The sequence below is a fragment of the Yoonia sp. SWMV100 genome, assembly GCF_056108365.1.
Map to the genome: position 1 here is coordinate 176,920 of NZ_JBWBAQ010000005.1, position 24,971 is coordinate 201,890.

The following is a 24,971-nucleotide window of genomic DNA, read 5'->3' on the forward strand; positions in this document are numbered from 1 at the left end:
GTGATCTATATTTAATCGTTGGTTATATGGTCACAGGTTAAGTTATGGCGACGAACAGCAGTAGTACCCCTGCAACGCAAGCGGATCAGACGATCAACGGAACCACCGTTGCTGATCAGCTGACCGGGGGGCTGGGTAGCGACACCATCAATGGTGGCGACGGAAACGACATTATCCGCGGGGATGCGGCTGTTCCGGGTGCTTGGCATTATGAGCTGTTCAACCATGACTTTGGGACCAGCAACAATCAGGCTTTCACATTCGGCAGCAACGCTTCAGAGCGTGTGGCCTCTGGTTATGTGACCGATTTTAACGTCGCGACCGTCACGAACACAGTCCGTGCTACAACCGGCGACCCGAGCGATTTCGGCATTGTGTACACGAATACAATGACCGTCGGTGCGGGTGGCACATACACGTTTTCGACCAGATCCGATGATGGTTCGACGATACAGATTTTTGACGCCGCCGGAAATGCGGTCACGTGGAACACCCAGACATCACCCGGCACGAACAACACCTATCTGAACAACGATTTCCACCAGCCCGCTACCACGCGGACCGGGACCGTTACGCTGACGGCGGGTCAAACCTATACGGTTCAAATTCGCTATTGGGAAAACGTCGGGGATAACCTTTTCAGCGCGACCGTGAGCGGCCCAAGCACAGGCGGCGTGACCCAAAACCTTTTGACATCAACCCTGCTGAGCGGCGCACCCGCGCCGACATATTCCACCACGGGTGTTCCAGCGGGTGTCGAAGGCAACGACATTTTGAATGGCGGTGCGGGGAACGATACGATCTATGGTGACGGTGGCAATGACACGGTCACAGGTGGTACAGGCGACGATACGATCTATGGCGGCACAGGAAACGACAATTTGTCGGGTGGTGACGGGATCGACACGATCTACGGCGAGGCGGGTGACGACACGATCACCGGCGGTATCGGCAATGATATTTTGTCTGGCGGTGATGGTGCTGACAACATTTCCGGCGAGGGCGGGAATGACACCATCACGGGCGGTATCGGCAACGATATTTTGTCCGGCGGTGATGGTTCTGACAACATCTCCGGTGACGTGGGCGACGACACGATTTTCGGCGGCACGGGCACAGATACCCTGTCGGGTGGCGACGGCAACGACACAATCAGCGGCGATGCCGACGCGGACATAATCACTGGCGGTGCCGGTAATGACAGTCTGCTGGGCGGGTCTGGCAACGACACGATTTCTGGTGGCACCGGGAACGACACGATCGCAGGCGGGGCCGACAACGACACACTGACGGGCGGCGATGGCTTTGATACTTTCACCTATAATGCGGGTGATGGCATTGACGTCATTACTGATTTCAACACCGGTGCTGGTCAGAACATTGATGATGACAACCAAGCCAACAACGACTTTCTGAACCTCGCGCCATTCTATACCAATTTGGCCGAAGCGCGCGCTGACCTTGCCGACAACGGGATCTTGGACCAATCGGTCGGCGATTTTTCCGACAACACGTTATTGGCGGGCGGCTCGATCACGTTGACGGGCGTGTCGGGAACTGCGCTGACATTTGATAACGTCAATCTGACCTGCTTTGTGCGCGGCACACGGATCGCAACACCGGGCGGTGAAGTCGCTGTCGAGGATCTGCAACCCGGCGCGCTGGTGCAGACGATGGATAACGGGCTGCGGCCTGTGCTTAAAGTGGTCTCGCGTACCGTGCCTGCCGTTGGACGGCTGGCCCCGATTGTATTCAAGGCGGGAGCGCTGGGGAACGCGCGCGATTTATTGGTATCGCCACAGCACCGCATGTTGGTATCGGATTGGCGTTCCGAGGTGCTTTTTGGCGAACCGCAGGTTTTGGTCGCCGCCCAGCATTTGGTGAATGGCGATACGATTTTCGCCAAGCCGGGGGATGAAGTGACCTATTTTCACCTAATTTTCGACCGCCATGAGATTATCTTTGCTGAAGGTTGCCCAAGCGAAAGTTTCCTTGTGTCAGTCGACACTGTCCGCGCCCAAGATGAAGCGACCGCCGAAGAAATTCTTTTGCTGTTCCCAGAACTTGCGATGTCACCCGAGCGTTATGGTAAATCTGCGCGGCGCCAACTGAAGCAACACGAGGCGCAGTTATTGCGGGCTGCCTAAAACCCCGCAATCAGCCGCCTGATTGCACTGAAGTCTTTATTTCAGTGCGTGATTGTCACGTTATGTCGCGCAAATTCTCAAAAAACGGTGTGTAGTGTTTTGTTGCCCGTGCGCAGCGTGTAGGAAGAGAATCGATCAGAAAAAGGTTATCTCTATGCGCCCTCTCACTCTTTTAAGCCGTCGTTCCTTTGGGGCGATGATGCTTGCCACCACTGCTGCTGCTTGCACGCCGCGCGTCGAAGAAGAGGTTATTGCGCCACCGATCGAAGAATTTTTGGACGGCTACGGGCCTATCGCAGATGCCGGGTACAATCTGCCAGGCATTCCAACACGTTACCTCGGCGGCGTTAATCGCCGGATGTCGGGCATCTATAACGGTGAACAGGGGCCCAACACCTTGGATGTCGATCCCTACGCCAAGTTTTTGTACCACGTCCGCCGCGACGGCACGACGACGCGCTATCCTGTCGGCGTTGGCCGCGCAGGCAAGTCGATCCGGGGTAACGCGACCATCCGGCTTAAACGGATGTGGCCGGGCTGGACGCCCACGCAGAATATGCTGCGCACCGAACCTGAAGTTTACGGCGATTTGGCCGCCGGATTGCCGGGGGGGTTACGCAGCCCGCTGGGCGCACGTGCGCTGTATCTGTACCGCGGATCGCGCGACACGTATTACCGCATTCACGGCACCAACGACCTTGAATCGATCGGGAATTCGGGGTCTGCGGGCTGTATCCGGATGTTTAACCAAGATGTCATCCATCTGTTCGATCAGGTGGATGTGCCGATGAAGGTGCATATCCGGTCCCCGGAGGAATCGCTGCGTGTGGATCCCGAGAACTATGAACGCGGTATCGAATTACCCCCCAAAATCATTGATGCGGACGAGTTACTGAGTCCCGAAGCCGAAGCATTGGACCACCCGCCGCAATTCGACGACGCATAAGCCTTTCTTTTGTTCTCTGGTCTTGTAAGAATTGCGCCAAATGCGGCGCAATTCGGCGCGACGTGTATTTAAAACAACAAAGTCAGTGCTTAACTGAATGTTAAGATGCTTTAGATGAGGGATAGTGCGATGGCGAATTTTGAAACACAGATTGAGAATTCAAAAGCTCAGGTTGCAGAAGCACAAGGCAAGATTGCAGAGCTGACCAGCCGGATCGAAGTGGCGCGGTCAAAAATGGCCGCAGGCACGGATGTGGCGGTGGACATTGAAAACGCCAGTCTCGAAGATGTGCACGCACATACGGACCTGATGAACGCCAATATCGCAGAGCTGATCATGGGTCTGGATGATGTCACATCGGCGTTCTCGAAAGATTTCGACGAGATGCGCGGTAAGACGGGCATGGAATCCTTTATTGGGATTTTCAGCAAAGGCAAATCCGAGAGCATGCGGCAGGAACGGATGCGTACCGCGTCGATCGATGACAAATTGCAGGATTTGATTTCAAAGTCGGACATCATCATGAAGCTGCTCGAAGGCCAGCTGGCGGTGTTGAACGAGCAGAAAGCCAGCGTAGAGAAGAACCTTGGCGCGACCTTGCAGGAGCGCGAGGAGGTCGTCGGAGAGCTAGAGGCCGTGCGCGCCGATATTCTGGCCGTGGACCCCAAGATCATTATGCTGGAAGGCAAGATTTCCGTCGAACAAGATGCCGCCGCCCGTACCAAGCTGGAAACAGAATTGGCCGGGTTGAATGCTGGCTATAACGAGATGGTTCAGCAAGAGCAGGTCAAATTGGCCAAGTCGCAGACGCTGGAGCGTTATATCGAAAAGGGTAAAACCTGGGTCGATAGTTTGCAAAACCAAGCTGCGACGCAGATGGTGCTGATCAATAAGCTGCAAACAGACACCAAGCAGCGTGTCGTGCTGTATGATGCCCTGTCAAAGTCGCTGAAAACCGCGCAGCAGCAGGACGTGGCGCATAAGATCAACGAAATCGGCGTAAAAACTGATCAAGAGGCGCAGACCGCGATGGCCGCCATTGGCGCCGCCACCAACGCCCGCATGGCCGACATGCTGGAAGCCCACGAAGACCACATGGTCTTCGCGCGCGAGGTGCTGGAGCAAAAGGCGAAAGCCGACGAGCGGTTTATGCGCCGGTTCGCCAAGATCGTGGAAAAGCACGACAGCAATCAGTATGGGGCCGAGTAAAGCGTGAACCGTCAGCAACGATCGATATGCTTGGCGTTTACGGCCGGCGCATGCGTTGTCTCTGTGTTCGATGGCTTACGATATTTCACGGCGATTGGCTTTATAGGGCTGGCAGGGATGTGCTTGCTTAGCTTCACGGTTTTGCAGGTTTTCTGGGAAACGGTGCGCGATGCCCGAAAGCGGCTTATTCAAAGGATGCACCGTGCCTGATCTCCAAGCCGACCATATGAAGCTGGAAGACACCCGTGTCACACGGCGGTATTTTGGCAAATTTTCCAAGATCACCGGCTATCTGACCAAGGTGGCAGCGACGATGGAGACCGAAGGCCGGTTTTCACGGCGCGATATCGAGGCCTTGGCGCAGTATCTGGCAGGGCTGAATTGGACCTTCACGGCGCTGGCGCATAAATATCATTTTTCAGGTCGGTTCGCCCATGCCGGCAAGCTGACATTTGACCGGGTGGAAAGCGGATTTCCCGTCTATCAAGAATTGCTTGAAATGGCCAATGACGCGCAGCAGGCCGCCCGCCATTTAGCGACGATGCCCAGCAGTGAAGACCTGAAAGACCAGATGGTTCGCGTGATTTTGGCCGAGCAGGTCATCCCGACAAAATTGCAGTATGCGCTGTCACAGCGGCTCTATTACGAAGAACTGGTCCGCGGTGATCAGTTTTGGGCGCGCAATGACCCGCAAGCCGTTTGGGTGGGGAACAAGGCTGATCGCCGGGTATTTCAACTGCATTGGGCGGTGTATGATAGCCAGATCAACCTGCCGACCATCTATATCATGGATGTCGAGGATACGGGCCGCACGGGCCTGCCCAAAGACGAGCGTCGCTGGCCCGAAGCCCAAGCGCATTTGATGGCGCAATCGGTGGCGGGGCTAAAGCTTTTGACGATCGCCAAGGGGTTTGACGAGGATTTCGACGATCTGCACCCGGCGCGGCTGCGCCGGTTTCACATTGGCCCGATGTATAGCCATGCGTTTACCAGTCAGTCTGGCCCGTTGCGCGAGGTGCTTGAGGCGGCCAATGCGCCCGTGGGTGAAGATTGGGCGCTGGTCTGGACCGAGGAAGATTTGGTTGCCGAGCGGGTGGAACAGGTCAAATCCGGCTGGTTTGGGTCGGTGGAACGCCAGATTTTTGCCCGCGATATTTTCGAACCGGGCGGTGATACGTTGGGCGCGACCAGGATGGAACGGTCGTTGATTATGCCAGAACGCCCTTATCAGGCATTGGCTGAACGCAACCCGCCGGGGTTTCGCGATGTCCGCAAGTTTGTGGTCAGCGATGGCGGACGTGTCTTGAGTTACCGATAGGTAAGATGATTTTTCGCCTCCGGCGGGAGTATTTTGAACAAAGCGAGGGTGGGTGATGAGCCAGACAAGTGACCAGATGGAATTGCGCGAGGATGATATCCGCAAACATTACATTCCTGCGGCCGAGATGCTGATGCAACTGGATCATAGTCCGCGACTGGCACGCGCGCGGTTGTCATTAGAGACGCCCGAGAAATCGCCGGATGTGGTTGCGACCCGCCGCCGGTTTCGGTCGACCACCCCCGGATTATTGTCGCGCACAACGGCCCCTGCGGGTGGGGTGCGGTTGTTGGACAGGCTTGCGGAGACCGATGACGATGACCCGCTGACGTCACCCGCGCAGGCGTCCGTTTCCCATGCTTTGCGCCGCGCCTTGTCGATCGCGTTCGCGATGGCGGATGTCTATTCGGACCAGACCTCTTTGACGGAATTGAAACGCATCAACCTGGAAGGACGGATGCCGTCTGAGCGGTCATTGGAGTTTACAGAGTATCTGGCCGCAGAAAGCCTGATTGCTCTCTATACCTTTGCCAATGCCACGTCGTTTCTGTTGGCCAGTCATGCCACCGAAGCCAGCGTCGAGGTGGGCGCAGTGGATGAAGTGTTGACCGATAACGCACCGCTGGCGCTGCACGGTGCGATTTGGGAGTTGGACCAAAAGCTGGGTCAGTTTGCCAAGGATGAGCCGACATTGATCGCGACCATGTTGGCCTATGCGGAACAGTTGATGGACAAGGTCGCGTTGCGTGCGGCGTCGGCGGGCCGGTTGGACGCGTTTCATGCGTCATCTTGGCGTGTCGCGGCGGACGACTTTGTCGTGCAGGGCTTTACCCCCGCCCGCAAGGCCAAGGGCAGCACCCTGACCATGCAGTTCAAGAAGCCGAACGAGGTGGTGGGCAACCACATCGCCAAATATCAGGCGATGAAGCTAGCCAAAATGGTGATGGCATATGATTTTGACCGCAAGCTGAACCCGTTTGCGGAACTGGGTGGGTTTATCTTTACCTTCATGGGGGACGGCAAGCCGGGTACGGGCAAGACCACGTTGATCCAGATGATGGCCGGATTGATCAATGAGTATTGCCATGTTGCGGGTTATCCGTTTCGCTATCAAAACCTGAGCACGGATAATATCGATAGCTATCAGGGGAAATCGGGCCAAAACGCCAAGGCGTTTATCAACAATGTGCTGGACCCACATGTGATAGGCTTTGGCACGATTGATGATATTGACCAATTGGCGGGCAAGCGGGGCGACCGGCAATCCAGCGCTGGGCAGTTGGAAATCACTGCCGTTTTGATGGAGAGCTTTGCGGGCGCGAATACGGTTGTGCGCGGCAACTGCACCTTTGGGATGTTTTCGAATTACCCCGAAAACGTCGATGACGCATTGCGGCAGCGGGCGGGGGCACGGTTCCTGGTGGATGGCCCGCAGACCCGCGAGGATTACATTGATATTCTGTATCTGTTGATGGGCAAGAACCATGACATCCCGGTCGGCGCGCATGAGGTGTTTTCAGCGCAGGAGATCAAAAAGGCCGTCGCCGCCAGTTTCGAAGGCCACGCCCGCCCGCATGAGGTGGGGTTGCTGAACGTTTACGATCGGGTGTCCTCCGAGGTTGGTCGTCTTGATACGATCGCCAAGATGGGCCATTACTTGAAGGCCATCCAAGAGGCCGACCCGCGATTTACCGGCCGTGCGATTAAGAACATCACCGATGCGGTAAAGGTCCGCGCGATGGACTTTGAGCTGCCTGATGAATGGATGGAAAACCCTGACCTGTTTATGTTCAAGGATTATGACACCAAAAAAGCGATGATCACCGACCTGCGGGTGCCGATCACGGTTGATATGGTGATCCAAGAAATCAACCGCTATGCCGACAGTGAATTCCGCTATGCGGATAAGTCGGATGAGGTGGCGATTGAAAACATGGTCCGCGACTTTGGCCGTCAAGAAGAGGCGAAAAAACGGTATTTGGGCGCCAAAGCATGAGCATGACGGGGGCACGATCCGGTGGGTGATTTCTTTGCTGACAGTCTGTTGGTGCCTGCGTTCGTCTTGGCGCTGTTGGCATTGGCGATCCCGCAACTGTTGGCGCGGACGCTGCCCGAGGGCGTGGCACCGTTGATGTTGAATGCATTTATGTCGACGCTTGTGTTGTTTGTCGTGTCGGGCGGGTTTTTCTTTGTGCTCTATCTTGTGCAGGGGCTGAGCGTGGCGCAGATTTTAGAACCGGGGCTCATCGGCAGCGTCCTATACTTTGGCCGATTGGGGCTGATGGCCAGCATTCTTTGGGCGCCGATTATGCTGTTGTCGCTGGCCAGCCTGCCGCGCAAATGGGTGACGAAAAGATGGTAGGCTGTAACCGGTACGAGGATGATGGGTATCAACCCACCCTACGCAATGAAAGACGCTGATGCACCGATTGATTGAAAAAGGCCTGATGTTTGGCAATCTGATCCGTGTGGATAGCCCGGTTCTGGTTGAGCGGTATAATCGTGCGCTAAAGCATCTAATTAGACGGGAAACCACCCAAGATGTGTTCCATATTGATATTTCCGGTTACTCGCCTGAAGTAGGGGACGAGTTTGGTGATGACCTGTACCTAAACCACGCAGGCGTGAACCGGCAGTTCATTCTGCTGACCACAGAGCAAGCGCGCGCACCTTTGCTGCATGCGAAATTTTCCAACGCGCGCGGGATTTTGCGACAGTTCATCGACGAAAACCGGGCCGAACTGTTTGCCCTGACCGCGCGTGACGCGGTCGCGGGCGAACTGGTGAATTCGGTCTATCTGGCCGATACGCCTGCGCGATTGTTCGATTTACGCAAGATCACGGTCGAGGCTGACACAACCAGCGGCACAGTCGCGACCGCCGCCAAGCTGGGCGAATATATTGACAGGTTCAAAACCGAACAGGATGCATGGTTTGATGATGTCTTGATCGGGCAGATGATTGGAATGGCCAAGCAAACAGGCGATGTGGTCCGCAACCCGATTGCGCTGCGACAGATGACATTTGAACAGGATAATTTCTGGACTGATCATTTTGGCGGGATCTATATTTTCCGTGGTGTCGATCATCCGGCGGCAATTGTCGCGACGGACAAGGGCGACATCGGGCCGATGCCGATTGCGCATGTGTTCGACCTGCGGGATCGTTCCGCAATTGCGAAATTTCTAAGCCTGAATGACCTTGTTGAACCGATCATGCATGCGCGTGGCGTCGATGCGGCGGCGATCTTGCATCAAAAGATGGATTTTGTGGTCATGGAGGTGGCCGCGTCGATGGGCGAAGACCTCTCTGGGGCGACGCGCCGTGACCTGCGCCGTTTGGGACGCAAATATGCAGCGCAACTGCCGTTGGCGTGGCAGGGATTGGCGGCACTGTTGCGCTGGGCCGAAGAAGACGGCCCCTGGCCAGAGATCACATCCGAGCATCCAGCCTATTTTTATACACTGCGTGCCAAGCCGCATGTAGATGCGGATTTGGTAAACATGCTGTTGGCGGAATTGACCCCGCTCGATATCCGGCAGCTGTTCATTTGCCATAAGGAGGCGTTTTATCGCGCCTATGCCACATGGCCGGATGAAAAGCGCGCCTATGTCGCTGATTTCCTTGATCGTGAATACCAAGTCGATAAGGCTGGTACCCGAGAAGCGCTGTTTGGCCACGAGGCCACGATGGAAGAGCCGCAGCCCAAGCGGGCGCAACCAGATTTAATTACCCGCGTCGGCCCGTGGGGCGCAGTCACCAGGAGGAACTGATGGGTTTTGTGCGACTGATCGTATTCGGCTTTGTCGGCCTAAGTATCCTGTATCTGGTGATTTCGATCTATTCACGATCACTACGCCGCGAAAAGCTGGAAAAAGAATTCGACGCCGATCATCCGGGTCATGTTGATCCTGACGCGCGTGACGCCTATGTCGAACAGGGGATCGTCGCCTATAACAGTTCGATCAGGCGAAAGCTGATTGCGCTGGTCTATGTTGTGCCAACGATCGTCATCGCCGCGATTATTTATATGATCAACGAGACCTGAAGGAATTCCAATGCACCGTATCAAAATCGCTTTTCGGGTTATCGTGTTCCTGTTCATGTGGGTTGTCCTGCATTACGCGCTGCCACAGCACGATATTGTGCGCGTGGTGAACACCTATCAGGAACGCCAGGATTTGAACGACTGGACAAGAATTTTCTGGGCGCGCCCTGATGACCAGTCGGCAACGATCATCAACCGCGATGTGCAGTTTATCCAAACCGTGAAGAAAAAGACATTTCTACTGGGCTTTGTTCAGCGCGACGTGACCGAGGTGATGGTTTACCGCAACGAGGATACAGGGTGGTCATGGCCCTTCTACTTCAAGTTTGATACCGCGTCCTTGCAGACCGAAGCGGATGACCTGCGGTCAACGCCAGAGTCCCCCAAATGGGCGGTGATCACGCATTACGGCTGGCGCAACGAATATATTTCTGCGTTTCCAAACGCGATCGCGATCCGTCCGGTCGCTGGCCCTGACGTAACAATTATCCCGTGGTTCAATATCTTTTTCTTTGTCGTGCTGATGGGGGCAATCGTGTTTGTGCGCGCCTTGTGGCAGCAGTTCCGCGAACGCACGGTGGATCCGTTGATTGACAGCGCGGGACACCGCGTCGACGAGGTGCAGGCCGGCGTTGCAGAACGGCGTGGTCGTATGACCCGCTGGATGGACACGTGGCGCAATAAGAAATGAACGGGTGCGACGGCGCCCTGCATGACGGCGCATATCCCGTAGGGTTTTGACCCTACGGGATATTTTTTGGCAAAACATTATTCGCCGTAGGGAATCCAGATGTTTTTCACTTCGGTCGCGGCGGCAAGATAGTCGCGCGCGGTGGGTGTGATGGCTTTGGCGTTGTTCACCCACGTGCGTTTGAGGTTACTGGCGCTGGCCTTTTCGATGGTGCCGGAAACATCCGCGGTCGAAAAAGACCAGACCGCATCCACATCCATGTGACTGGCTAGCGTCGCTGACAGTTCGCCATGGTCGCCAGTGACAATGTTCACCACGCCGCCGGGCAGGTCAGAGGTTTCCAGTACCTGATAGAAATCGGTGGCCGCCAAGGGGAACGCCGCGCTGGGGATCAAGATTGTGCGGTTGCCCATCGCAATGGCGGGGGCCATGGCGCTGATCAGGCCCGACAGCGGTGTGTCATCGCACAGGATGCCGATGGTGCCAACGGGCTCTTTCATCGCCAAGGCGACGCCCCTGATCGGCACGCCATGCGCCTGACCGTCGTATTTGTCGGCCCATGCGGCGTAGGTGAACAGGGTGTGGATACTGGTTTCGACCTCGTCCGCGCCGGTTTTGCCACCGGTCATGGTGTTGATCCGGTTGACGAATTCGTCCGTCCGGGCCGAAAGGTTTTCAGCGATGTAATAAAGGATCTGTGCGCGCAGGTGGCCAGTGGTCTTGGACCAGCCTTTGGCCGCGTTGCAGGCTTCGACCGCATTGCGGATGTCTTTGCGGCTGGCGATGGACGTATGCCCCAGTAATTTGCCCTTTGGGCTGAAGACCGGGTTGGAATAGCCGCCATCGGGGCGCGCCTGCTTGCCGCCAATATATAGCTTTGCCGTTCGGTCAAGCGGATCGGCAGGGGTGCCATCGGTTGCGGTAAAGGGGGCGACGGGTTTGACCGGTTTCGAGGTAGCTTTGGGTTTAGTGTACCCTGCCAACCCCTCCCAGCCCCCTTCGCGCCCGAACCCGCTTTCGCGGACCCCACCGAACCCGGCTGCGGCGTCCATCATGTTGGTGCCGTTGATCCAGACGATCCCCGCGACCAGTTTGGGCGCAATATCCAGCGCGAGGTTGATGTTTTCGGACCAGACCGACGCGGCCAAGCCATAGCGGGTGTTGTTGGCAATTTCCACGGCCTCGGATGGGGTGCGGAAGGTTGTCGCAACCAACACTGGGCCAAAGATTTCCTCTTGCATCAGGGTGGACGCGGCCGAAAGTCCGGTGATCAGGGTCGGCGGGTAAAAACAACCATCGGGGGCGGTTGTTTGGTACATGTCGCCCTCGGTATTGGCGCTGACCATTTGGGTGATCTGGGCCAGTTGGATCGGGTCTACGATCGCGCCAACGTCGATACATTTATCAAGCGGGTTGCCGATGCGCAGACCGTCCATGCGGGATTTGAGTTTGGTGTAGAAACGGTCTGCGATGCCTTCCTGGACCAGCAGGCGGGACCCGGCACAGCAGACTTGACCCTGATTAAACCAGATCGCATCCACAAGCCCTTCAACGGCTGAATCAATATCGGCGTCTTCGAACACGATATAGGGCGATTTACCACCCAGTTCGAGCGAAAGAGCCTTGCCCGATCCGGCGGTTGCCTCGCGAATTTTGCGCCCGACTTCGGTCGATCCGGTGAACGCGATTTTATCGACGTCGGCGTTGACCAGTGCCGCGCCGGTTTCGCCGTCGCCAGTCACGATGTTGACGACACCGGGCGGCACGCCGGCTTGGGTGCAGATGTCGGCAAAGACCATCGCGGTCAGGGGCGTATATTCCGCGGGTTTCAAAACAACGGTGTTGCCCATCGCCAGCGCGGGCGCGATTTTCCATGCCAACATAAGCAGCGGAAAGTTCCACGGGATGATCTGGCCGCAGACACCCAAGGCGTCGCGGTCGGGCAGTTCGTCTTTCATCAACTGGGCAAAGCCGGCGTGGTGATAAAAATGCCGAATAGCCAGCGGCACGTCGATGTCGCGGGATTCGCGGATGGGTTTGCCATTGTCGAGAGTTTCCATAACCGCCAACAGCCGACTGTGTTTTTGCATCAGCCGGGCGATGGCATACAGGACGCGGGCACGTTTGTGGCCGGATTTGGCCCAAGCGGGCTGGGCTTTGCGCGCAGCTTTGACGGCTTCGGCGATCTCTGCGTCGGTGCCTTTGGTGACGCCTGCCAGTTTTTCGCCAGTGGCCGGGTTATTGGTCGCAAAGTCGTCGCGCAGCGCACCCCATTTGCCATTAATGTAATGGCCCGCGATGCCGCCGCGGTCAGACAGCCATTGCAGGGCCTCGGATGCGCTTTCGGGGGCCGGGCCGTAATCCATAGAGTCGAAGATTTCTTTGATGGTCATTGCCCGGACTTTCTCATCATCTTGCCAAAAATACTCAAAATTCTGCCCTACCCAATTGCGTGTCGCCACTGGGCGCTATAGGCGCCTGTGATGTGATGTTCGAGTTGCCGCTCGATATCGCCAAGCAGGGATGATGCACCGAAACGGAAAAGGTCGGGTTGCAGCCAGTGGTCGCCCAATTCGTCTTTGATCATCGACAGGTACACCAGCGCGTCTTTGGCTTTGGAAATGCCGCCTGCGGGCTTGTAGCCGACTTTGATACCGGTGCGGTCTTGATAGTCGCGGATCGCACGGATCATGGTCAGCGTGACGGGCAAAGTGGCATTGACGGGTTCCTTGCCTGTGGATGTTTTGATGAAGTCGGCGCCTGCCATCATACACACAAGGCTGGCGCGCGCGACATTGCGCAGGGTGCCAAGTTCGCCGGTGGCTAGGATCGCCTTGACGTGGGCATCCCCACATGCCGCGCGCATTTCAACCATTTCGTCATAAAGCGCCTGCCAGTTGCCCGTAAGCACATGGCGGCGGCTAATGACGATGTCGATTTCGGCGGCCCCGGCGTTTACGCTTTCACCGATTTCGGCGATGCGCAGGTGGAACGGTGACAGGCCTGCCGGGAAGCCGGTGGAAACGGCGGCGACGGGGATATTGGTGCCGCGCAGCGCGTCGACGGCGGTTGCGACCATATCGTGATAAACGCAGACAGCCCCGGTGGTTAGGCCGGTCATGCCCAGTTTTTCAAGGATATCGGCGCGCACGGGCTGGCGGGCCTTCGCGCACAGACGGCGCACGCGTCCTTCACTGTCGTCGCCGGCCAGCGTGGTAAGATCGATCAGGGAAATCGCCTTGCACAGCCATGCGGCTTGATACTCTTTTTTGACACTGCGCCGACCGGGCAGGGTGGCCGCGCGCCGTTCAATTGCGGACGTGTTTGCCTGCACCGCCATGACCCAATCAAGATCAAGCGGCATGCCGTCGTTGCGCGGTTCATGTACCTGCGGCAAGTGCTGCGCGGTGGGGGAAAGCGTTGTTTGCAAGGGGACCTCCTGCATTGCCAGAGCACGTTGCCATTTTGCGATGTTCTTGGCAAGTTTTGATCAAATGATCAAATGATCAAATGTTGAATTTTCGAGTATTTGGAACAAAGTGAGGGGGCGTTATGGCTGAACGAGCTGCTGCTGATATTTTTGCCGGTATTGCAGCGGCGTGACGCCATGGGTGTGACGGAACAGTTTGTGAAAGTGCGACATGTTGGGGATGCCGCAATCTTGGGCGATGGCGCTGATCGGATCACTGTCAGTGATCAGCACCCGTGCTGCATGGGTCATGCGTAGGTCGTTGATATAGTCAGATGGGGTCTTGCCGTAATATTTGCGCATGCTGCGGCTGACATGGGCGTGCGCCTTGCCGGTGGCAGCGGCAAGCCCGGCCGCCCCTTGCCGGAAAACTGCGGGGTCGACTGCGGCGGCGCAGGCGTTTGCGAGCCAAATCGGCGCGCCCTCTGGTCTGGTGTCGTTGGTCAGCTCGGCGCAAAGCGGCAGCAGAAAGGCTTCTGCGGCAAGCGCGTCGCGGCGGCTGCGTTCCAGAATGACCGCAGAATGGTTCAATGTCGCCATCTGGCGGATGTCACGCTGATGCTGTGTGTGCGGGCCTTGCGCCCAAAACAGATGCCCGCGCAAGCGTTGATGCCGGTGGACAAGGGCGTCGATGCTGTCGGGGTGAATACAAAGCGAAACGACAAGCGCCTGCTCGCCCTTGCCTTGCAGCGCGTGGGTTTGACCGGGGCGCAAAAAGCAAATGCTGCCTTCGGTCAGGGTTTCGGTGCCGTTCGGTAAATGATGCCTCACCTGGCCGTTTTGCACCCAGAAAAGTTCAAAGAAATCGTGATTATGTAATGCCTTTGGTCGCGCAGACGTCAACGTCGCGCGCGTCAGGTGAATCTGTGCGCCGTTCAGCAGGATATCTTTGTGGTGCAGCGTTTGGCTCATATCTTAAATTAGCACAGGATTTGCTGCATTGCAGCATTTATCTGCGTCTGCCATGCGTGACATTTGGTGTGTCCCCTTGTATGTCGGTTTTTAACAAAACGCCGAGGACCACCAATGACCTTTGATCGTAGCCTGAAAATTGCCCCTTCGATTTTATCCGCCGATTTCGCCAATTTCGGTGCGGAATGTGCCGCGATCGAGGCGCAAGGTGCGGATTGGGTGCATGTCGACGTCATGGATGGGCATTTTGTGCCCAATATCACCTTTGGTCCTGCCACTTGTGCGGCAATCCGCCCGCATTTCAAGGGCGTGATGGATGTGCATTTGATGATCGCCCCTGTCGATCCCTATATCGATGCCTTTGCGCAAGCCGGGGCTGATGTGATCACGGCCCATGTTGAGGCGGGGCCGCATATTCACCGCACGTTGCAGGCGATTCGCGCAGCCGGTGCAAAGGCGGGTGTCGCACTCAACCCCGGCACCCCTGCCAGCGCGGTCGCGTCCCTGCTTGATATGGTGGATTTGGTTTGTGTTATGACCGTGAACCCCGGTTTTGGCGGGCAAAAATTTCTTCACGCGCAGGTCGATAAGGTGCGCGAATTGCGCCAGATGATTGGTGATCGCCCCGTTCACATCGAAATCGACGGCGGTGTTGACCCGACGACGGCCCCCTTGGTTGTGGCGGCGGGGGCTGATGTTCTGGTGGCTGGTTCGGCCGTGTTCAGGGGGGGCAGTGTCAGCAACCCTGCGCCTTATGGCGACAATATCCGGGCGATCCGCGCGGCCTGTCCGACCTAAGGCGCGGTCTGCACTAAATCTGCACATTTGTCGGGGTGGTCTTGCACAACCGGTCGTTAGCTTCGCTGCAAAACAGCAGAGAGGGGGCAGTATATGGTTGTGCGCGGCGTACCAAAGAGGTTGGCGGAAGATGCGTGGTGGATGGATGACGACGTGATTGGCTTGCACCGGTCGGCGGGCGCAAATGGGGCTACCGCAAGGCGCGTTTGCGCCGTAGTTTGGCCGCGACGGAGGGATGGCGATGATCTTGATTGCGGATGATGATGCGCAAATTCGCGATGTGGTACGCATTGCCTTGACGCAGGCGGGATTTGCGGTGGCCGAGGCGGCGGATGGCCGTGTGGCGCTTGAGGCGGCGCAAACGCTGCGCCCTGATCTGGTGGTGCTGGACATTGGTATGCCGGAAATGGACGGGCTTGCGGTATGTCGCGCCTTGCGGATGACGTCGCAGGTGCCGGTGCTGTTTCTCACGGCCCAAGCGGACGAGGTCGACCGTGTTGTCGGCCTTGAGATTGGCGGGGACGACTATATGGCCAAACCGTTTTCGCCGCGTGAACTGGTGGCGCGGGTCAAGGCGATTTTGAAACGCAGCGCCCCTGTTGTTGCCGAGGGCGCCGTGTTGCGGCGCGGTATCCTGAGCCTTGATCCAGAGAGACACCTTTGCCATGTCGACGGTGCGCCTGTGACGTTGACGGCCCGCGAAATGGAACTGGCGCTGCATCTGATGCGCAGGCCCGATAATGTTCTTTCGCGCCCGCAGTTGGTTGATCAGATTTACGGCACCAATGTGCATGTCAGTGACCGCACGATGGACAGTCATTTGCGCAATTTGCGTGCCAAACTGACGGCGGCGGGTTGCGCTGATGCGATTGATACGGTGCATGGCGTTGGCATTCGGATGGGTGCATGCCGCGGCGTGTGATCGCCAAGTGGCGCCCGCCTTTGGCCTTTGTGCTGGGGGGCACGCTGGCGGCAGTGTTTTTCCTGCCGGTGATCGGGATCGGGTATTTTCGCGTGGCGGGCGGCGTCTTGGGTTGGGCCGAAACAGCGTGGATGATTGCCGGCATGGCGTTTGTGGCGACGATCGTGTTGGGGTATTTATTGTGGCGTTTGGTGTTGCGCCCCGTCCACGCGATCACCGGCTACGCACAGGCGGAAGGCTCCGCAGAGGTGCCGGTGCATTTTGGCACGCCAGAGTTTTCAAAGCTGGGCCAAGCCGTGATTGCGATGACAGAAACCTTGCAAGGACGCGAGGCGGTGCTGCGGTCTTATGCCGATCATGTAACCCATGAATTGAAGTCGCCGTTAAGCGCAATCTGTGGTGCGGCTGAACTGCTTGCGTCGGATGACATATCACCTGCGGACCGTGCGAGGCTGGTTGAAAATATCGCACTGGCGGCGGGGCGCATTCAGGATTTGCTGGATGATCAGCAAGCGTTTGCCCGCGCGCATGAACCGACAGGGGACGGGGTCTGCCGCCTGTCCGATATCGTTGAAAACAGGGCGTGCGTCCATGTTTTGCAAGACGGGTCAATCCCGTTGAAACCGCAGGTGGCCGATGTTGTGCTGACGCACCTGATCGGCAATGCGCTACAACATGGCGCGACGGTAATTGAGGTCAGCGTACGTGACGGATGTCTGATCCTGGCGGACAACGGGCCGGGTGTTTCCGATGGAAATCGCGACCGTATTTTTGATCCCTTTTTTACCACCAACCGTGATGGGGGCGGCACGGGGATGGGCCTTGCTATTGTGCGGCGTCTGCTGCATGCGCATGGCGCCGAAATTGACCTGCTCAGCGGTTCCGGTGCCGTGTTCCAGATCAGGTTCTGACCCCTACGACCCCGCCTGATACCATGCGACCAACGCGGCCCGGTCGGCGTTTGGCAGCATCGTTATGTTTGCGGGCGGCATCGCGTGACTGACCCCGGCCTGTAGATAGATTTGCCGAGCGTGTTGGGTGATATCGGCGGTGGTTTCCAAGAACACGCCTTTGGGGGCAAATTGCATGTTCCCCCACACGGGTTCACGGGCGTGGCACATGGAACAGCGGCCGATGACGATGTCTTGCACGGCTTCATAGCCCGCCGCATCGGCAAACCGTTGTTCATAGGGGCTAAGCGTGCGGGCTTCGGCGTCTTCGTAACTGTCGTGGCCGGGTTGCGTCGATAACCACGCGATGATCAGGAACAGCAGAACCGTGGCTGCCCACGTCCAGCTGGGTTTACCTTTGCGGGCATGCATGGAGTTGAAGTAATGCCGGATCGTCACGCCCATCAGGAACACCAATGCTGCAATGATCCATGCGTAGTGGGTGCCGAACGCCAGTGGATAGTGGTTGGACAGCATCAGAAAAATGACCGGCAGCGTCAGATAGTTGTTATGGGTCGACCGCAGTTTGGCAATTTTGCCGTATTTCGGGTCAGGTGTTCGCCCGGCTTTAAGGTCGGCCACCACGATCCGCTGGTTGGGCATGATGATGACAAAGACGTTGGCTGTCATGATTGTCGCCGTAAACGCCCCCAAATGCAGCAGCGCCGCCCGCCCGGTGAAAATCTGGTTATACCCCCACGACATTGCGACCAGCAGGGCAAACAACAGCACCATCAGCACGGTCGGCGTTTGTCCAAGCGGGGATTTGCACAGCGCGTCATAGATGACCCAGCCCACCGCCAGTGACCCCGCCGAGATCACGATGGCCTGCCATATTCCCAGATCTGCTTTGGCCGGGTCGATCAGGAACAGTTCCGCCCCCGCCCAATAAACCACAGCCAGCATCGCAAAGCCCGACAGCCAGGTGCTGTAGCTTTCCCATTTGAACCACGTCAGGTGTTCGGGCATTTCTGCCGGCGCGACCAGATATTTCTGGATATGATAGAAGCCGCCGCCATGGACCTGCCATTCTTCGCCATCTGCCGGTCCCGCGATGTTGCGGTTCAGCGATAAATCCAGCGCGATGAAATAAAAGCTGGATCCGATCCATGCGATGGCGGTGATCACATGCAGCCACCGCACGGCAAAGGCCAGCCAGTCCCAAAGAATAGCGATGTCATACATGGTGATCCCCTTTCTGATGCAGTGTATCCAGCGGCTTGGCTTTCTTGTATTAGCTGATACTATCAAGCTCTATCAAAAATAGCGGAATAATGTCGTACCTCGAAAATATCCGGACCTTTGTGCGTGTCTATGAATTGGGGTCGATGTCGGCCGCCGGGCGGGATTTGCGTATTTCGCCTGCTGTGACCTCGGCCCGCATTTCCCAGCTCGAGGATCACTTGTCTGTCCGGCTGTTTCAACGCACGACCCGCAGCCTGACCCCCACGGCGCAAGGCAAAGCGTTTTATGGTGGCGCATGTAGTGTGTTGGATGCGGTCAGCTATGCCGAGGCGCAGGTGGTGGAATTGACCGAAAACCCCAAAGGGTTGCTGCATGTGGCCGCGCCTTTGGGTGTCGGGCGGCGCCTGATCGCACCTCATGTGCCTGCGTTCACTGCGCAATACCCGTTGATTGATGTGCGGCTGCGGATGACCGACCGCAACGTTGATATGACGGCAGAGGGGCTCGATCTTGCGTTTCATCTGGGCCAGCCCGTCGATAGCAACCTGCGCATCCGAAAGATCGCGGATGTCAGTCGCGTGCTTGTTGCATCGCCTGCTTATATCGCCCGCCGGGGCAGTCCGGCGGATGGCGCGGCGCTGGTCCGCGACAAACACGAATGTCTGAACTTGCGGTTTCCCGGTGCGCAGGAATTCCAATGGCTTCTTGAAACAAAAGCAGGACCAGAGCGGTTTCGCGTAACGGGACGCCTTGAAAGCGATGATGGCGATGTGCTGACCGATTGGGCGTTAACGGGACAAGGCGTTGCAATGAAACCACGGTTCGAGGTGGCAGAGCATTTGGCGTCGGGTGCCTTGGTTGTGGTCGCGCAGCAGACGCCGCCGACCCGCGTGCAAATGGCCTGCCTTTACACGCATAAACGCCACCAAGACCCGAAAACCCGGCTTTTCATGGACTTTATGATCGACCGCATCGCGCTTGCTATTCGAACTGCCGAAGGTGCTTCGCGAAAAATTTGAAAAAATACCGCATTACTTCGGTTTACCATCATAATGAACAGGAGAGCCTTGGTGCACAGATATCCACGTGACATGATCGGCTATGGCGCGACCCCACCGGCGGCGCATTGGCCAAATGGTGCCCGTATCGCCGTGCAATTCGTGCTGAACTACGAAGAGGGGGGCGAAAACAACGTGCTGCACGGTGATGCCGCGTCAGAGGCGTTTTTGTCTGAAATCGTCGGTGCCGCGCCTTGGCCGGGCCAGCGTCATTGGAACATGGAAAGCATCTATGAATATGGCGCGCGTGCCGGGTTCTGGCGGCTGCACAGGTTGATGCGCGATCTGCCTGTCACTGTCTACGGCGTGGCCACCGCGCTTGCCCGCAGCCCTGAACAGGTTGCCGCAATGAAAGACGCGGGCTGGGAAATCGCCAGTCACGGGTTGAAATGGATCGAATATAAAGACGCCCCCGAAGACGTCGAAAGCGCTGATATGGCCGAGGCGATACGCCTTCATACCGAAGTCGTCGGCACCCCGCCGCGGGGGTGGTACACGGGCCGCTGTTCGGTGAACACCGTCAGACTGGCGGCCGAAACCGGACAATTTGCCTATGTCGCGGATACCTATGCCGATGATGTTCCATATTGGGCAGAGTTCGGAAAAACCGATCAGTTGATCGTACCTTATACGCTGGACGCCAACGACATGCGCTTTGCCACGCCGCAGGGGTTTAATGCGGGGACGCAGTTTTATGACTATCTCAAAGCCAGCTTTGATGCGCTGTACCGCGAAGGTGGACGGATGTTGTCGATTGGGTTGCACTGCCGCCTGATCGGTCGCCCCGGTCGGGTCGAGGCGTTGCGCCAGTTTATCGACTATGTGCAAAGCCATGGCGATGTCTGGATTGCGACCCGTGCACAGATTGCCGATCATTGGTCGGCCACGCATCCGCATCAGCGGTTTTCCCGCCCATCGCAGATGGCACGTGACCAATTTGTGCAGACCTATGGCGGGGTGTTCGAACATTCGGCATGGATCGCAGACCGCGCCTTTGATCTGGAACTGGGGCCTGCGCATGACACGGCTGTGGGGCTGCATAATGCACTGGCGCGGATGTTCCGGTCAGCGACCGATGCAGAGCGGCTTGGCGTGTTGACCGCGCACCCTGATCTGGCGGGGAAATTGGCGGCGGCCAAGCGACTGACGGCAGAAAGCACGTCAGAACAGGCGAGCGCGGGTTTGGATGCGCTGACGGATCATGAACGCGCCGCATTTGCCGCGGGCAATGCGGCCTATACGGAAAAATTCGGGTTCCCATTCATCATTGCCGTGCGCGACCATGATAAGGCGTCGATCGAGGCGGCGATGCACGCGCGGTTGAATAACGACCGTGCCGCCGAGTTTACCGAAGCCTGCCATCAGGTAGAGCGTATCGCCCTGCACCGGTTGCGGGATATGTTACCAAGGTGAGCCGGGACATCATCATATCCCCGCTGACCGCGCAGGCGTTTGCGCCATATGGGGATGTGCTGAATTGCAACGGCGCCCCTGATCGGTTGATTAATGCCGGTCTGTGCGGGCGGTTTCATGACCGCGCGCAGGTTGACGTCGGCGACGGGCGGGCAGGGATCAGCCTGTTTCGGTCGCAATTGCGGCAACTGCCCTATCAGCTTGATCTGATCGAGCGGCATCCGGACGGGTCGCAGGCTTTTATTCCGATGAGCATGGACCCGTTTCTGGTGGTGGTTGCGGATGCAAATTTGCAACCACGCGCCTTTGTGACCGCCCCGGGAGAGGGGATCAATTTCCATCGCGGCACTTGGCATGGGGTTTTGACCCCGTTGTCCGGTCCGGGCCTGTTTGCGGTCATCGACCGGATCGGCGCAGGCCCAAACCTAGAGGAGCATGTTTTCGACACGCCATACCAGATTAAATTTTAATGGATTGACCGGCGCGAAGACCGGCAAACAAACAGGGACGCACTCATGACAGATACTTCATCCATCGGGACAGCCGCGCAAATGCGCGACCCTGACTATTTTCCGGGGTTCGCAAAAGCGATCCCCTTGGGCATCCAGCACGTTTTGGCGATGTTTGTCGCCAATATAACGCCCGCGATTATTATTGCCGGGGCCGCCGGTTTTGGTTTCGGGTCGGATGCCGGGGCGCAGGGTTTCCCGGATATGACCTATATGATCCAGATGTCGATGCTGTTCGCTGGCATCGCGACACTGTTTCAAACCATCGGCATGGGGCCGGTTGGCGCGCGCCTGCCGATTGTGCAGGGCACATCATTTGCGTTTATCCCCATCATGATCCCGCTGGTGGCGGGCAAAGGCGTTGATGCGCTGCCTGCGTTGTTTACAGGTGTCATGATCGGCGGCCTGTTCCACGCGCTTTTGGGGACTGTGATCGGAAAAATCCGCTTTGCATTGCCGCCATTGGTCACGGGCCTTGTGGTCGTGATGATCGGGCTGGCTTTGGTCAAGGTCGGTATCCAATATGCAGCTGGGGGTGTGCCTGCGATCAGCACGCCAGAATATGGCAGCCTGCTGAATTGGGGTGCGGCGTTGACGGTGATTATCGTGACGCTTGGCCTGAAGTTCTTTGCCAAGGGGATGCTGTCGATTTCGGCGGTCGTGATCGGTTTGGGCGCTGGATACATCTATGCGCTGCTGTTTGGCATGGTGACCTTTGACGGTATCGCGACCAGCTTTGGCCGCGCGGCGGCGTTTTCGGTGCCGATGCCGTTTAAATACGGGTTTGACTTCAGCCTTGCCGCTGTGATCGGCTTTTGTTTGATGGCATTTGTGTCCGCGATTGAAACCGTGGGCGATGTGTCGGGGATTACCAAAGGTGGTGCCGGACGCGAAGCCACTGATGTGGAAATCCAAGGGGCGACATTCGCCGATGGTCTTGGCACGGCGGTCGCTGGGGTCTTTGGCGCGTTGCCCAATACGTCGTTCAGCCAGAACGTGGGCCTGATCGCGATGACACGGTTGATGAGCCGCCACGTGGTGACGATTGGCGCCGTGTTCCTGATCATCTGTGGTCTGGTCCCCAAGGTTGGCGCATTGATCAACACCATCCCGATCGAGGTGCTGGGCGGTGGTGTTATCGTCATGTTCGGCATGGTGGTTGCGGCGGGCGTGTCGATGTTGTCCGAAGTTGACTGGAACCGCCGTAACATGGTGATATTTGCGATTTCATTGTCGATTGGTCTGGGCCTGCAACTGGAACCGCAAGCCGTGCAGTATTTGCCGGACTGGTTGAAGGTGTTGATGACATCCGGGCTGCTGCCATCGGCATTTATCGCGATTATCCTGAATTTGTTGCTGCCGACCGATATCGACGGCGCGCCTGATATCGCGGGCGGCCTGTCGGGCGATCAATAACAGTTTCAGCGGCCCCTGCGACTGCAGGGGCCTTTTTGCGCGACACAAGGCGGGTGATACCGCCGTCACAAAACATTCACGCTTCCTTAACAAAACTGACAGCCGGGTAGGTCAAACAGCACAAGACTTTGGAGAACCTTGATGCTGCATATTGAAAACCTGACCAAGTCCTTTGGGGCGAATACGGCTGTGGATGCGGCCAATATCACCGTGGATAAACCCGTGATGATCGGGATCATCGGGCGGTCGGGCGCAGGCAAATCGACACTGCTACGCATGCTGAACAGGTTGACCGATTCCACATCCGGCGCGATTATGTTTGAAGGTCACGATGTGACCAAATTGCGCGGGTCGGCAAAACGCAATTGGCAATCGCAATGCGCGATGATCTTTCAGCAGTTCAATCTGGTGCCGCGGATGGATGTGGTATCGAACGTACTGCATGGCACGCTGAACCAGCGATCAACCTTTGCGACGATGTTCAACCTGTATCCGAACGCAGACATCCACCGTGCTATCGAAATTCTGGACCGGTTAGGCATTGCCGAACATGCGCCCAAACGCGCCGAGGCCCTGTCGGGCGGGCAGCAGCAGCGGGTCGCGATTGCGCGTGCCTTGATGCAGGACCCCAAGATCATTCTTGCGGATGAACCGATTGCGTCGCTGGACCCGATGAACGCGCAGGTCGTAATGCAGTCTTTGCGCCGTATCCACGAAGAGGACAGTCGTACTGTGATCGCCAATTTGCACACACTGGATACGGCGCGCCGCTATTGTGACCGTGTCATCGGGATGCGCGCCGGGCGGATCGTGTTTGATGGCACCCCGGAGCAGCTGACCACCGGCACGGCGCGCGACATTTACGGCGCCGACGCGACCTTTTCCGAGGCCGCGACATCAACCGAGATCGAAACCCTCAATGCCCATGTCGCCGAGCTCGCTAAAATTGCGGAAAGCGTCTGAGCGTTTTGTTTAAACCCAAGGCCCCGCTGCGGGGCGCATAACCAAGAGAGAAGACTGATGAAAAAATTGATTGCTGCCGCATTGGCGACAACATCGCTGACTGGCGCTGCCTTTGCCGAAGGTCACGCGATCACTGAATTCCGCATTGGTATTCTGGGCGGCGAAAACGCGCAGGACCGGATGAATTCCTATGAATGCTTGCGCGCCTATACCGAAGCAGAGCTGGGCGTTGAAACCAAACTGTTTGCGCCTGCGGATTATAACGGTGTTATTCAGGGCCTGTTGGGCGGTACTTTGGATATGGCATGGATGGGTGCGTCATCCTACGCCGCCATCTATATCCAGGACGAAACCGCTGTTGCGCCAGTTCTGGTCAAAATCAACCTTGATGGGTCATATGGCTATCACTCGATCGGGTTTGCCCGCGCCGATAGCGGCATCACATCGCTGGAAGATATGCAGGGTAAGACATTCGCTTTTGGTGATCCGAACTCCACCTCTGGCTATTTGATCCCTGCTATCGAAATCCCACAGGCGACCGGGCATTCGATGGAATCTGGCGATTACTTTGGAGAAGTGAAATTCACCGGCGGTCACGAGCAGACGATTGTTGCTGTGAACAATGGTGACGTTGATGGTGGCGTGACTTGGGCAGATGGTCAGGGCAACTGGGAAGACGGTTTCAACTCTGGTGCGCTGCGCAAGGCGGTTGATGCGGGTCTGGTCGACATGAACGATCTGGTTGAAATCTGGCGTTCCAATCCGATCCCGGAAGGTCCGGTTGTGCTGCGCACCGCGCTGCCACAGGACGTCAAAGAGAAGATGACCGCGCTGGTTGATGGTCTTTACGAGGCTGATCCTGAATGTGCTTATGGCGTTGCCGCAGGTGACAGCCTTGGCTTTGATCCGATCACCCACGACGCCTACACGTCGATCGTTGCAGCCCGCCTGTCGCAGTCGAACTAAGCGTATTTTATGACGACCCGCAGGTCCCGGTTTCTGACTGGGGCCTGCGTA

At 57.2% G+C, this 24,971-nt stretch carries 22 protein-coding genes; 18 read left to right on the plus strand and 4 right to left on the minus strand.

All coding sequences use genetic code 11. The annotated features are described in order from the left end of the window. Positions 1–44: 44 nt before the first annotated feature. From ACXJGX_RS12955 to ACXJGX_RS12995, 9 genes are all read left to right on the plus strand, one after another. On the plus strand, positions 45–2,147 hold the full coding sequence (locus ACXJGX_RS12955; protein WP_474782325.1) for a Hint domain-containing protein: 2,103 nt from the start codon (positions 45–47) through the stop codon (positions 2,145–2,147). A 154-nt stretch (positions 2,148–2,301) separates the two neighbouring features. Further along, positions 2,302–3,093: a L,D-transpeptidase gene (locus tag ACXJGX_RS12960; protein ID WP_474782327.1), complete on the plus strand. Its 792-nt coding sequence runs from the start codon at positions 2,302–2,304 to the stop codon at positions 3,091–3,093. 129 nt (positions 3,094–3,222) lie between these two features. Beyond that, positions 3,223–4,302, plus strand: coding sequence for a hypothetical protein (locus tag ACXJGX_RS12965; protein ID WP_474782329.1), 1,080 nt, complete (start codon positions 3,223–3,225; stop codon positions 4,300–4,302). A 169-nt stretch (positions 4,303–4,471) separates the two neighbouring features. Continuing rightward, positions 4,472–5,620: a hypothetical protein gene (locus ACXJGX_RS12970; RefSeq protein ID WP_474782331.1), complete on the plus strand. Its 1,149-nt coding sequence runs from the start codon at positions 4,472–4,474 to the stop codon at positions 5,618–5,620. 55 nt (positions 5,621–5,675) lie between these two features. Further along, entirely contained in the window at positions 5,676–7,616 is a 1,941-nt protein-coding gene (locus tag ACXJGX_RS12975) for an AAA family ATPase (RefSeq protein ID WP_474782333.1), read from the plus strand. Positions 7,617–7,637: 21 nt separating this feature from the next. Further along, the gene (locus ACXJGX_RS12980) at positions 7,638–7,982 is read left to right on the plus strand and encodes a hypothetical protein (protein ID WP_474782335.1); all 345 of its coding nucleotides are present in this window, start codon (positions 7,638–7,640) and stop codon (positions 7,980–7,982) included. A gap of 58 nt (positions 7,983–8,040) precedes the next feature. Then, on the plus strand, positions 8,041–9,393 hold the full coding sequence (locus ACXJGX_RS12985; RefSeq protein WP_474782337.1) for a DUF6638 family protein: 1,353 nt from the start codon (positions 8,041–8,043) through the stop codon (positions 9,391–9,393). Next, on the plus strand, positions 9,393–9,668 hold the full coding sequence (locus ACXJGX_RS12990; protein WP_474782339.1) for a hypothetical protein: 276 nt from the start codon (positions 9,393–9,395) through the stop codon (positions 9,666–9,668). The genes ACXJGX_RS12985 and ACXJGX_RS12990 overlap by 1 nt, the downstream gene beginning before the upstream one ends. 10 nt (positions 9,669–9,678) lie before the next feature. After that, entirely contained in the window at positions 9,679–10,359 is a 681-nt protein-coding gene (locus ACXJGX_RS12995) for a DUF1523 family protein (RefSeq protein WP_474782341.1), read from the plus strand. A 77-nt stretch (positions 10,360–10,436) separates the two neighbouring features. Here ACXJGX_RS12995 and ACXJGX_RS13000 read toward each other — a convergent pair whose 3' ends face one another. The 3 genes from ACXJGX_RS13000 to ACXJGX_RS13010 all read right to left on the minus strand — a co-directional run bounded on the left by ACXJGX_RS13000 (position 10,437) and on the right by ACXJGX_RS13010 (position 14,740). Beyond that, positions 10,437–12,752, minus strand: a complete 2,316-nt coding sequence (locus tag ACXJGX_RS13000; RefSeq protein WP_474782343.1) for an aldehyde dehydrogenase family protein — start codon at positions 12,750–12,752, stop codon at positions 10,437–10,439. A gap of 47 nt (positions 12,753–12,799) precedes the next feature. Further along, on the minus strand, positions 12,800–13,804 hold the full coding sequence (deoC, locus tag ACXJGX_RS13005; RefSeq protein ID WP_474782345.1) for a deoxyribose-phosphate aldolase: 1,005 nt from the start codon (positions 13,802–13,804) through the stop codon (positions 12,800–12,802). A 105-nt stretch (positions 13,805–13,909) separates the two neighbouring features. Beyond that, positions 13,910–14,740 (minus strand): helix-turn-helix transcriptional regulator, encoded by an 831-nt coding sequence (locus tag ACXJGX_RS13010; protein WP_474782347.1) that lies wholly within the window; start codon positions 14,738–14,740, stop codon positions 13,910–13,912. 114 nt (positions 14,741–14,854) lie between these two features. On the opposite strand from ACXJGX_RS13010, the gene rpe reads away from it, so the two are divergent. The 3 genes from rpe (at position 14,855) to ACXJGX_RS13025 (ending at position 17,371) form a co-directional block, all read left to right on the plus strand. Beyond that, complete coding sequence (gene rpe, locus ACXJGX_RS13015; protein ID WP_474782349.1) at positions 14,855–15,538, plus strand: ribulose-phosphate 3-epimerase; 684 nt, start codon at positions 14,855–14,857, stop codon at positions 15,536–15,538. A gap of 241 nt (positions 15,539–15,779) precedes the next feature. Next, on the plus strand, positions 15,780–16,460 hold the full coding sequence (locus ACXJGX_RS13020; RefSeq protein WP_474782351.1) for a response regulator transcription factor: 681 nt from the start codon (positions 15,780–15,782) through the stop codon (positions 16,458–16,460). Beyond that, a complete protein-coding gene (locus ACXJGX_RS13025; RefSeq protein WP_474782353.1) occupies positions 16,445–17,371 on the plus strand; it encodes an ATP-binding protein in 927 nt (308 codons plus the stop codon). Before ACXJGX_RS13020 ends, ACXJGX_RS13025 begins: the two co-directional genes overlap by 16 nt. Positions 17,372–17,374: 3 nt before the next feature. On the opposite strand, the gene ACXJGX_RS13030 is transcribed toward ACXJGX_RS13025, so the two are convergent. Beyond that, entirely contained in the window at positions 17,375–18,595 is a 1,221-nt protein-coding gene (locus ACXJGX_RS13030) for a urate hydroxylase PuuD (protein ID WP_474782355.1), read from the minus strand. Between the two features lie 89 nt (positions 18,596–18,684). Between ACXJGX_RS13030 and ACXJGX_RS13035 the strand changes: the two genes are divergently transcribed. The 6 genes from ACXJGX_RS13035 (at position 18,685) to phnD (ending at position 24,920) form a co-directional block, all read left to right on the plus strand. After that, entirely contained in the window at positions 18,685–19,614 is a 930-nt protein-coding gene (locus ACXJGX_RS13035; protein WP_474782357.1) for a LysR family transcriptional regulator, read from the plus strand. 51 nt (positions 19,615–19,665) lie between these two features. Continuing rightward, the gene (puuE, locus tag ACXJGX_RS13040; protein WP_474782359.1) at positions 19,666–21,066 is read left to right on the plus strand and encodes an allantoinase PuuE; all 1,401 of its coding nucleotides are present in this window, start codon (positions 19,666–19,668) and stop codon (positions 21,064–21,066) included. Next, positions 21,063–21,536, plus strand: coding sequence for an ureidoglycolate lyase (locus tag ACXJGX_RS13045; protein ID WP_474782361.1), 474 nt, complete (start codon positions 21,063–21,065; stop codon positions 21,534–21,536). The genes puuE and ACXJGX_RS13045 overlap by 4 nt, the downstream gene beginning before the upstream one ends. A 45-nt stretch (positions 21,537–21,581) precedes the next feature. Then, positions 21,582–22,991, plus strand: coding sequence for a uracil-xanthine permease family protein (locus tag ACXJGX_RS13050; protein ID WP_474782363.1), 1,410 nt, complete (start codon positions 21,582–21,584; stop codon positions 22,989–22,991). Between the two features lie 141 nt (positions 22,992–23,132). After that, positions 23,133–23,954 (plus strand): phosphonate ABC transporter ATP-binding protein, encoded by an 822-nt coding sequence (gene phnC / locus ACXJGX_RS13055; protein ID WP_474782365.1) that lies wholly within the window; start codon positions 23,133–23,135, stop codon positions 23,952–23,954. Between the two features lie 57 nt (positions 23,955–24,011). Further along, the gene (gene phnD, locus ACXJGX_RS13060) at positions 24,012–24,920 is read left to right on the plus strand and encodes a phosphonate ABC transporter substrate-binding protein (RefSeq protein ID WP_474782367.1); all 909 of its coding nucleotides are present in this window, start codon (positions 24,012–24,014) and stop codon (positions 24,918–24,920) included. The last annotated feature ends 51 nt before the right edge of the window (positions 24,921–24,971 follow it).

Bases quoted from the DNA above. Each gene is read 5' to 3' on its own strand.
- ACXJGX_RS12955 (WP_474782325.1), top strand. From the start codon at position 45: ATGGCGACGAACAGCAGTAGTACCCCTGCAACGCAAGCGGATCAGACG.
- phnC (WP_474782365.1), top strand. From the start codon at position 23,133: ATGCTGCATATTGAAAACCTGACCAAGTCCTTTGGGGCGAATACGGCT.
- ACXJGX_RS12970 (WP_474782331.1), top strand. From the start codon at position 4,472: ATGCCCGAAAGCGGCTTATTCAAAGGATGCACCGTGCCTGATCTCCAA.
- ACXJGX_RS13010 (WP_474782347.1), bottom strand. From the start codon at position 14,740: ATGAGCCAAACGCTGCACCACAAAGATATCCTGCTGAACGGCGCACAG.
- ACXJGX_RS12965 (WP_474782329.1), top strand. From the start codon at position 3,223: ATGGCGAATTTTGAAACACAGATTGAGAATTCAAAAGCTCAGGTTGCA.
- deoC (WP_474782345.1), bottom strand. From the start codon at position 13,804: ATGCAGGAGGTCCCCTTGCAAACAACGCTTTCCCCCACCGCGCAGCAC.
- ACXJGX_RS12995 (WP_474782341.1), top strand. From the start codon at position 9,679: ATGCACCGTATCAAAATCGCTTTTCGGGTTATCGTGTTCCTGTTCATG.
- phnD (WP_474782367.1), top strand. From the start codon at position 24,012: ATGAAAAAATTGATTGCTGCCGCATTGGCGACAACATCGCTGACTGGC.
- ACXJGX_RS12975 (WP_474782333.1), top strand. From the start codon at position 5,676: ATGAGCCAGACAAGTGACCAGATGGAATTGCGCGAGGATGATATCCGC.
- ACXJGX_RS12990 (WP_474782339.1), top strand. From the start codon at position 9,393: ATGGGTTTTGTGCGACTGATCGTATTCGGCTTTGTCGGCCTAAGTATC.
- ACXJGX_RS12985 (WP_474782337.1), top strand. From the start codon at position 8,041: ATGCACCGATTGATTGAAAAAGGCCTGATGTTTGGCAATCTGATCCGT.
- ACXJGX_RS13030 (WP_474782355.1), bottom strand. From the start codon at position 18,595: ATGTATGACATCGCTATTCTTTGGGACTGGCTGGCCTTTGCCGTGCGG.
- ACXJGX_RS13025 (WP_474782353.1), top strand. From the start codon at position 16,445: ATGCCGCGGCGTGTGATCGCCAAGTGGCGCCCGCCTTTGGCCTTTGTG.
- ACXJGX_RS13035 (WP_474782357.1), top strand. From the start codon at position 18,685: ATGTCGTACCTCGAAAATATCCGGACCTTTGTGCGTGTCTATGAATTG.
- ACXJGX_RS12960 (WP_474782327.1), top strand. From the start codon at position 2,302: ATGCGCCCTCTCACTCTTTTAAGCCGTCGTTCCTTTGGGGCGATGATG.
- ACXJGX_RS13050 (WP_474782363.1), top strand. From the start codon at position 21,582: ATGACAGATACTTCATCCATCGGGACAGCCGCGCAAATGCGCGACCCT.
- ACXJGX_RS13000 (WP_474782343.1), bottom strand. From the start codon at position 12,752: ATGACCATCAAAGAAATCTTCGACTCTATGGATTACGGCCCGGCCCCC.
- ACXJGX_RS13020 (WP_474782351.1), top strand. From the start codon at position 15,780: ATGATCTTGATTGCGGATGATGATGCGCAAATTCGCGATGTGGTACGC.
- rpe (WP_474782349.1), top strand. From the start codon at position 14,855: ATGACCTTTGATCGTAGCCTGAAAATTGCCCCTTCGATTTTATCCGCC.